The organism is Pseudomonas sp. NPDC088890, assembly GCF_044900155.1.
In the GTDB taxonomy this organism is placed as follows: domain Bacteria; phylum Pseudomonadota; class Gammaproteobacteria; order Pseudomonadales; family Pseudomonadaceae; genus Aquipseudomonas; species Aquipseudomonas urmiensis.
Map to the genome: position 1 here is coordinate 552884 of NZ_JBJDNG010000003.1, position 9007 is coordinate 561890.

Annotated in this window: 7 protein-coding genes; 4 read left to right on the plus strand and 3 right to left on the minus strand. The window is 62.8% G+C overall.

Going from position 1 to position 9007, the window contains the following annotated elements:
• Nucleotides 1–3: 3 nt before the first annotated feature.
• Together ACI2JX_RS10175 and ACI2JX_RS10180 are read right to left on the minus strand one after the other, a co-directional pair.
• The gene (locus ACI2JX_RS10175) at nucleotides 4–1968 is read right to left on the minus strand and encodes a MacB family efflux pump subunit (RefSeq protein WP_404690007.1); all 1965 of its coding nucleotides are present in this window, start codon (nucleotides 1966–1968) and stop codon (nucleotides 4–6) included.
• Nucleotides 1969–3147, minus strand: coding sequence for an efflux RND transporter periplasmic adaptor subunit (locus ACI2JX_RS10180; protein WP_264234978.1), 1179 nt, complete (start codon nucleotides 3145–3147; stop codon nucleotides 1969–1971).
• Nucleotides 3148–3355: 208 nt separating this feature from the next.
• Here ACI2JX_RS10180 and ACI2JX_RS10185 point away from each other — a divergent pair, with 208 nt between their 5' ends.
• The 3 genes from ACI2JX_RS10185 (at nucleotide 3356) to ACI2JX_RS10195 (ending at nucleotide 5880) form a co-directional block, all read left to right on the plus strand.
• A complete protein-coding gene (locus ACI2JX_RS10185; RefSeq protein WP_404690008.1) occupies nucleotides 3356–3832 on the plus strand; it encodes a sigma-70 family RNA polymerase sigma factor in 477 nt (158 codons plus the stop codon).
• Between the two features lie 167 nt (nucleotides 3833–3999).
• Nucleotides 4000–4485, plus strand: a complete 486-nt coding sequence (locus ACI2JX_RS10190) for a histidine kinase (RefSeq protein WP_264234976.1) — start codon at nucleotides 4000–4002, stop codon at nucleotides 4483–4485.
• Nucleotides 4486–4554: 69 nt separating this feature from the next.
• The gene (locus ACI2JX_RS10195; RefSeq protein WP_186555690.1) at nucleotides 4555–5880 is read left to right on the plus strand and encodes an MFS transporter; all 1326 of its coding nucleotides are present in this window, start codon (nucleotides 4555–4557) and stop codon (nucleotides 5878–5880) included.
• A gap of 125 nt (nucleotides 5881–6005) precedes the next feature.
• Here ACI2JX_RS10195 and ACI2JX_RS10200 read toward each other — a convergent pair whose 3' ends face one another.
• Nucleotides 6006–7670, minus strand: coding sequence for an electron transfer flavoprotein-ubiquinone oxidoreductase (locus ACI2JX_RS10200; protein ID WP_404690009.1), 1665 nt, complete (start codon nucleotides 7668–7670; stop codon nucleotides 6006–6008).
• A gap of 543 nt (nucleotides 7671–8213) precedes the next feature.
• Here ACI2JX_RS10200 and ACI2JX_RS10205 point away from each other — a divergent pair.
• Nucleotides 8214–8963: an electron transfer flavoprotein subunit beta/FixA family protein gene (locus ACI2JX_RS10205; protein ID WP_186555692.1), complete on the plus strand. Its 750-nt coding sequence runs from the start codon at nucleotides 8214–8216 to the stop codon at nucleotides 8961–8963.
• Nucleotides 8964–9007: the final 44 nt, after the last annotated feature.

Below are 9007 nucleotides of genomic sequence, written 5' to 3' on the forward strand. Positions count from 1 at the left end.
AGGTTATTCGCTGGTAAGGGCTTTGACCGGGTCGAGGCGGGCGGCCTTGCGGGCAGGCATGAAACCGAACAGCACGCCGGTAATCACGGCGCAGGCAAAGGCGCCGAGGATCGAGGGCAGGGCGAACGCCACCGGGATGCCGGCCAGCATCAGGCCGGCGCCGACGCTCAGCGCCAGGACGATACCGGTCACGCCGCCGACCATCGACAGCATCACCGCCTCACTGAGGAACTGGCGCAAAATGTCGCGCTGACGTGCGCCGGTGGCCATGCGGATACCGATCTCGCGGGTGCGTTCGCGCACCGTCATGAGCATGATGTTCATCACGCCGATTCCGCCCACCAACAGGGAGATGGCGGCAATGGCGCCGAGCATCAGCGACAGGCTGTTCTGGGTACGGGCCTCGGCCTGGATCAGGGCGGCGTCGTTGGTCAGTTCGAAGTCGTGCTTGCCTTGGTGGCGCTGGCGCAGCAGGTGATCGATGGCGCGCTCGGTTTCGCTTACCCGGCTGGAGTCGGCTGCCGCGATGGTGATGTAGTCCGGGTCACGATGACCCAACAGGCGCATGGCCGCCGACGAGTAGGGTATGACGATTCGCCCGTCGCTATCCTGGTCACCGGAGCTGGCGCCCTTGCCGGCGAGAATGCCGACCACCTGGAACGGCACGTTACCGATCAGCAGGTACTGACCCAGCGGGTTGGCCTGGGGGTCGAGCATTTTTTCCCGGACTTTCTGTCCGATCACTGCAACAGCAGCGCCGCTGGCTTCGTCGGCTTCGCTGAAGAAAGCGCCCTCGACCACCGGCCAGTTGAAGATCTCGGGAAACCAGGTGTTGTTGCCCCCCACGTAGAACTGCTGGCTGTTGTTGCCGTGGCGGACCATCATCTTCTCGCCGGTGACCGGCATGATGTGCTTGACCTGGGGCAGTTCCCCGATGGCGGCGACATCGTCCAGGGTGATGGTGCCGGCGGGCTCGCGCAGGGTGGCCGGTGCGCCATTGAGGTAGAGGATGTTCGAGCCGAACGCGGCCATTTGCGCCATGACTTGGCGCTTGCTGCCTTCGCCGACGGCCAGCATCACCACCACCGAGGCAACGCCGATGACGATGCCGAGCAGGGTCAGGGCGGTGCGAAAGCGATTGATCCACATCACCCGCCAGGCGGCTTGCAGGGCTTCGAGCAGTTCGCCCTTCCAGGCACCGCGCAAGGTCGCGCCGCGGTCCAGGCGCTGGCGTAGCTCCTGCGCTTGCAGGCCGGGGTGGAGCGCGTCGGGCAGCCGATCTGCGGCCGAATCACTGAGCATCAGGCCGTCTCGGATCTCGATCACCCGGTGCGCACGGGCCGCCACCTCGCGGTCGTGGGTGATCAGGATGATCACATGGCCTTGGCTGGCCAATTCGTCCAGCAGGGCCATGACTTCGGCGCCGCTCTGGCTGTCCAGGGCGCCGGTGGGTTCGTCGGCGAGGATGATGTGGCCGCCGTTCATCAAGGCCCGGGCAATCGACACGCGCTGTTGCTGGCCGCCGGAGAGCTGGTGGGGGCGGTTGCCGGTGCGGCTGGCCAGGCCCAGGCGTTCGAGCAGGGCGCTGGCTCGGCTGTGACGTTGGGCTGGTGGGATGCCGGCATAGATGGCTGGCATCTCGACGTTTTCCTGGGCTGATCCCGAGGGGATCAGGTGATACCCCTGGAACACGAAGCCGAAGGCTTCGCGCCTGAGCCAGGCCAATTCGTCGCTGCCTAGCTCGGCAACATCCTTGCCGGCAAAGCGATAGTTGCCGCTGGTGGGCCGGTCGAGGCAGCCAAGGATGTTCATCAGGGTCGACTTGCCGGAGCCCGACGCACCGACAATGGCGACGAACTCGCCAGGGTAGATGCTCACGCTGACCCCGCGCAGCACCTCGACGGTGGGGGTGTCGAGGCCGCCATAGGATTTGCGGATGTCGCTCAGCTCGATCAGGGGAATTGACATTTATCCTCCACTGGCGCGAGGCGCGCCAATGACCAGTTGCTCGCCTTCGCTCAAGCCGTCGAGGATCTGCACCCGCAGCCGGTCGCTAAGGCCGGTGCGCACCTGCCGTTGTTCGATCTTGCCCTGGCGGTTGAGCACCTGGGCCAGGCGCAGGCCGTCGCCATCACTGTCGTCGAGGGCGGCCAATGGCGCCGTGAGGACCTGGCTGGCGTGACCTGCGACAAAGAACACCTGGGTCGTCATCTCAGCCATCAGGGCGCCATCGGGGTTGTCCACGTCCAACAGCACGGTGTACTGGACTACCTGGCTGGCGCTGCCTCCGGAGCTAGCACTGATCGGGCTACCGCCGCCTTGGCTGGTCTGCTCGAGCGGCTTGGGCGGGATCGGCAAGATCTGCCTGACCGTGCTGGTCCAGCGCCGCTTGCCGCCGGCAAGGGTGGTGAAGTAGGCGGTCATGCCGGGTTTGACCTTGCCGATGTCGGCCTCGGACACCTGGGCCCAGACGGTCATTGGCGAGAGCTTGGCTATGCGCAGGATCAGGGGTGTCTGCTGTTGGGCGTTGAGGGTCTGGCCCTCGCGGGCATCCACTGCGACCACGGTTCCGTCCATGGGGGCATAGATGCGGGTGTAGCCAAGTTCGGCCTCATCGCTGCGCACGCTGGCCTGGGCCTGGTGGATCTGCGCTTGGTACATGTCGATCCGCGCTTGAGTCACCTTGAGCTGGGCATCGGCGATCTGCAGGTCTTCATCGCGGCTGGCGCCGGCTGCGGCGAGGCTGCGCTGGCGCTGGTACTGCTGGCGAGCCAGCTGGAACTGGGCGCGTTGCTCGGCCAGTTGCGCCTTGAGATTGTCGATCGCAAAACGGGCGGCGTCGAATTTCGCCTGCTGGGTGGAAGGATCGATCTCGACCAGTAGCTGGCCTTGGCGCACCTCATCCCCGGCTTCTACGTGCAGCTTGCGGATCTGCCCGGATGCCTGCGCGCCGACATCGACATAGCGCCTGGGTTGCAAGGTGCCAAGGGCGGTGACGCTGCTCTCTATATCGGCGCGGGTCACGGCGACGGTGCTGACGGGCAGGGCGCCGAAGGGCAGCGCCTGCCACGCCAGCAGGCTGCCCAGACCAAGCAGGCCCAGGCCGCCGAGGAGGATGCGACGGCGGGTATTGGATGTGCGACTCATGTGGACTTCCAGCCAGAAGGATGGCCACGCGCTGCCAAGTGGACGCGCACGGAGGTCCCAGATAAACGAAGCGCAGCGCAGATGATTTAGCCTAGGCGAGTGCCTGTGTGTTGCTGAGAATCATTATAATTTGTAAGATTCCAGCTTGATATCACTCCTTCGAGCTTTTCCTCCTTCGCCGTTGTGCAGGGACATGCCAGGTGCCGTCGTGGAACATTACTATCGCGAGTTGGTGAGCTTCCTCAGTGCGCGTCTGGGTAATCGTCAGGCGGCGGAAGATGTCATCCATGATGCCTACCTGCGGGTGCTGGAGCGTAACGAGCCTGAGCAGATCGAGAATCCGCGTGCCTTCCTCTATCGCACGGCGATGAACCTGGTGATCGATCGCCATCGGCGCCACCTGGTACGCAAGGCCGAACCGCTGGAGGTGCTTGACCTTGACGAGCGCTGGCACAGCCCGGCCCCGTCCCAGAGCATGCAAATGAACCAGCGCCTGGCGCTGATGCAGCGCGCCTTGGATGAGCTCAGTGCACCGTGTCGTGACAGTTTTCTGTTACGTAAACTCGACGGCATGTCGCACCAGCAGATCGCCGAACACCTGGGTATTTCGCGCAGTCTCGTGGAAAAGCACATCGTCAATGCCATGAAGCACTGCCGGGTGCGCATGCGTCAGTGGGAATCCTGAGCAAAACCTGGGCGATGGGCGACAAATCCCGGTGCTGGCGACTTGATTTCTCCGGGTTTCAGGACAACTATCAATGAAGACCCTCTCCAGGCATCGCCCTGGCGATTGCCTGTACTGGCGCAGTATGGTCAGGGAGTTCCCATCACCTTGCTGCCCAGGTTCGATCGATGCCAAACAAATGCATGCGCATCCTCATCGCCGACGAGCACCCCAGCCAACGCTTGCAGCTGGAGAAGATGCTCAATGCCCTGGGTTATTACCGGATCGCCCCGGTAGACAACTTCGATGACCTGCAGCGCCTGGTGCAATGCGCATTGCAGCCGTTCAACCTGCTGATTGGCAATATCGAGCTGGCCAGCCATGCCGGTGTCGACCTGGCGCGCTTTTGTCGGGTCAGCACGCAGATCCAGCACGCCTTGCTGTATCACTCGCAACACCTGAAAGTACCGGCGGTGGCGCAGAACGAGCGCAAGGCGGTGAGCATCAGCCTGCCCAAGGTGCCAGATAGCGAGGCGCTGGAGTCGTTCATGTCGATCATCGACTTGCCGGTAGTGGTCGGGCAGGTGGCCCTGCCGCCGGGGCTGACCGGTCATTCGGCCTATCCGCGCCAGCGGCTGAACTTCGCCCAGACGGTATTCAGTCGCTCAAGCTGAACGGCATGCGGCAACAGGCCGCGGGCATTTGCTATCCTCTTGCCCTTTGCCGATCTGCGGACCCCTGTCATGACTGCCATCGATACCGCTCGCCAGCCCCGGTTTACCCGTGGCGACCACCGGACCCTGGGCCTGGCGGCGTTGGGCGGGGCGTTGGAGATCTACGATTTCATCATCTTCGTGTTCTTCGCCCTGACCCTCAGCCAATTGTTCTTCCCGCCTGAGATGCCCGAGTGGCTGCGCCTGCTGCAGAGTTTCGGGATTTTCGTCACCGGTTATCTTGCGCGCCCGTTGGGCGGCATCCTCATGGCGCACTTTGCCGATCATCTGGGGCGCAAGCGGGTGTTCAGCCTGAGCATCCTGATGATGGCCCTGCCGTGCCTGTTGATCGGGGTGATGCCGACCTATGCCGACATCGGCTATGCGGCGCCGCTGATCCTGTTGGCGTTGCGTATCTTGCAGGGCGCCGCCGTGGGCGGGGAGGTGCCCAGTGCCTGGACCTTCGTCGCCGAGCATGCACCCGAAGGGCGGCGCGGCTATGCCTTGGGTTTTCTGCAGGCGGGGCTGACCTTCGGTTACCTGCTTGGCGCGCTGACGGCGACCTTGCTGGCGCAACTGTTCAGCCCGCAGGAGATTCTCGATTACGCCTGGCGCTATCCGTTCCTGCTGGGCGGGGTGTTCGGGGTGATCGGGGTGTGGCTGCGCCGCTGGCTGAGCGAGACGCCGGTATTTCTCGCCTTGCGCGAGCGTCGCGAGCAGCCGGTGGCGTTCCCGCTGCGCCAGGTGTTGCGCGAGCATCGCCGGGCGTTGCTGCCGGCGGCGTTGCTGACCTGTGTATTGACCTCGGCGGTGGTGGTGCTGGTGGTGATCACCCCGACCGTGATGCAGCAACGCTTTGGCATTGCTGCCGGGCAGACCTTTGCCTTGAGCAGCGTCGGCATCGTGTTCTTGAATATCGGCTGCGTGTTGGCCGGATTGCTGGTCGACCGCCTGGGCGCCTGGCGGGCGCTGAAGATCTACAGCCTGTTGCTGCCTGTTGGGATTGGCGCGCTGTATGCCAGCCTGGTGGGGCAGTGGAGCCTGATCTGGCCGGCCTATGCCCTGGCCGGACTGTGCTGTGGGGTGGTGGGCGTGGTGCCGTCGGTGATGGTCGGGCTGTTTCCGGCGCAGATCCGCGTGTCGGGTATTTCCTTCACCTACAACGTCGCCTACGCCTTGTGGGCCAGTACCACGCCGTTGGCGCTGATTGCCTTGATGCCGTGGAGCCCGTGGGTGTGTGTCGGCTTTTGTCTGCTGATGGGCATGGTTGGCTTGCTTACGGCTCTTTATTTCAAGGGGCGGGAGCGGTTGGTGTTCGATTCGCAGGCGGTGCCGGTCATGTGTGCTGAAAAATAAAGCGGGTGGCGCTCGCGCTCACGAGCGACGTAGACACTTGGTTATGCGTCTCGGACCACCGCCAGTCGGATAAAAAAGCCCCCTGACCTCGCGGCCAGGGGGCTTTTTCATACAGCGCGATGCACTTACATGTTCGGGTAGTTCGGCCCACCAGCGCCTTCAGGGGTGACCCAGGTAATGTTCTGGGCCGGGTCCTTGATGTCGCAGGTCTTGCAGTGCACGCAGTTCTGCGCGTTGATCTGGAAGCGCTTGGCGCCGTCTTCCTGGGTGACCACCTCGTAGACCCCGGCCGGGCAATAGCGCTGGGCTGGCTCGTCGTACAGCGGCAGGTTGCTGGCGATCGGGATGTTCGGGTCGGTCAGCTTCAGGTGGCAGGGTTGTTCCTCTTCATGGTTGGTGCTGGAGAGGAATACCGAGCTGAGCTTGTCGAAACTGAGCTTGCCGTCGGGTTTGGGGTAGTCGATCTTCTTCGAGTCGGCCGCAAGCTTCAGGCAAGCGTAATCGGGCTTGGTGTCGCGCAGGGTGAACGGCAGCTTGCCGCCGAACCAGTTCTGGTCGACATAATTGAAGGCTGCGCCAAACAGCGGGCCGAACTTGTGCATGGCCGGGCCGAAGTTACGGCTGGCGAACAGCTCGTCATGCAGCCAGCTGGCTTTGAAGGCGTCAACGTAGGCGTTCAGCGCATCGCCGCCCTCGCTACCGGCGATCAACGCGTCGGCCACTGCATCGGCGGCGAGCATGCCGGATTTCATCGCCGTGTGGCTGCCTTTGATCTTGGCGAAGTTCAGCGTGCCCAGGTCGCAACCGATCAGCGCGCCACCGTTGAAGACCATCTTGGGCAGCGAGTTGTAGCCGCCCTTGCAGATGGCGCGGGCGCCGTAGCTGATGCGCTTGCCGCCTTCGAGGTACTGGCTGATCACCGGGTGGTGCTTGAGCCGCTGGAACTCGTCGAACGGCGACAGGTACGGGTTGGCGTAGGACAGGTCGACGATCAAACCGACCACCACCTGGTTGTTTTCCAGGTGATACAGGAACGAGCCACCGGTGTTTTCGCTGCTGACCACATCCAGCGGCCAGCCGGCGGTGTGCACCACCAGGCCTTGCTCATGCTTGGCCGCGTCGATTTCCCAGATTTCCTTGATGCCGATGCCGTAGTGCTGGACGTCGGATTCGCTGTCGAGGTTGAAGCGCTTGATCAGCTGCTTGCCGATGTGGCCACGGCAGCCTTCGGCAAACAGGGTGTACTTGGCGCGCAGCTCCATGCCTGGGGTGTACAGGCCGTCTTTGGGGTTGCCTTCGCGGTCGACGCCCAAGTCGCCGGTGACGATGCCGCGCACCACGCCGTTTTCATCGAACAGGGCTTCTTGAGCAGCGAAGCCTGGGTAGATTTCCACGCCCAGGTTCTCGGCCTGCTGGGCCAGCCAGCGGCACAGGTTACCCAGCGAGATGATGTAGTTGCCTTGGTTGTGCATGGTCTTGGGCACGAACAGGTCGGGTACCTTGACCGAACTGCCCTGGTCCTTGAGCACATAGATATCGTCGCGCTTGACCTCGGTGTTCAGTGGCGCGCCGAGTTCTTTCCAGTCTGGGAACAGCTCGTTGAGCGCGCGCGGCTCGAACACCGCACCGGAGAGGATGTGCGCACCGACTTCGGAGCCTTTCTCGACCACGCAGACGCTGATCTCGCTACCGGCTTCGGCGGCCTTCTGCTTCAGGCGGCAGGCGGCGGACAGGCCTGCCGGCCCGGCGCCGACAATGACCACGTCGAATTCCATGTATTCGCGTTCCACTGGTTCTCTCCTACTCAAGGCTCATCGCTGTTGCTTGTCTTGTGGGTTTTATCGGTGGGTCACTCGCAGCTATCTATGCTGTAGCTTTGCGGATGGCGGACTACACCGTTTTGTCTTGGCGCGCATTATATCTACACCACTCGGCGGGTCCAATACAAACGTTTGTTTGAATTTGCCGCAGCCCAGTAAAATCACAGGGACGCGGCTGGAGGCTGGCCGATTTGCCGTATTGACCGGGATGGGTGTTACGGTCAAGATACGAGCGGTTTTACGCTCGCCGTAGGCTGACCGTCGAGCGCAGGTGCACCCCTAAAGACCAGGCGTAGAGCAGGGTTTTGAGGCCAAAACCCGTTGTGTAGTGGAGTTTACACGCCACGACAGAAAATGACTCGCGGGTTTTGCCGGCAGGGTCTGAACAAGACTGATTGGTCACTGTGAAGATCGCTCGCCCCGCAACGTTTTTAGAGGTGCCCTTGTACCCACGCGCAATCGCCGGGCCAGCCCCAGGCGACATTCTTTTCACCGGAGAGTAACGAGGAATCCATGAAGGTTCTTGTAGCTGTCAAACGAGTGGTCGACTACAACGTCAAGGTTCGCGTCAAGGCGGACAACTCCGGCGTCGACCTTGCAAACGTCAAGATGTCCATGAACCCCTTCTGCGAAATCGCCGTGGAAGAAGCCGTGCGCCTGAAAGAGAAGGGCGTTGTGACCGAGATCGTCGCCGTCGCCGTCGGCCCGACCGCAGCCCAAGAGCAACTGCGCACCGCGCTGGCGCTGGGTGCTGATCGCGCCATCCTGGTCGAGACCAGCGACGAGCTGAACTCGCTGGCCGTGGCCAAGGCGCTCAAGGCCCTGGTCGACAAGGAGCAGCCACAGCTGGTGATCCTCGGCAAACAGGCCATCGACAGTGACAACAACCAGACCGGCCAGATGCTGGCGGCGCTGACAGGCTACGCCCAAGGCACCTTCGCCTCCAAGGTCGAAGTGGCTGGCGACAAGCTCAATGTCACCCGTGAAATCGATGGCGGCCTGCAGACCGTTGCGCTCAACCTGCCAGCGATCGTCACCACCGACCTGCGTCTGAACGAGCCGCGCTACGCGTCGCTGCCCAACATCATGAAGGCCAAGAAGAAGCCGCTGGAAACCGTGACTCCAGACGCGCTGGGCGTTTCCACCGCCTCCACCACCAAGACCCTGAAAGTTGAAGCGCCGGCTGCTCGCAGCGCTGGCATCAAGGTCAAATCGGTGGCCGAACTGGTCGAGAAACTGAAGAACGAGGCGAAGGTAATCTAAATGACTATCCTGGTTGTCGCTGAATACGAAAACGGTGCCGTTGC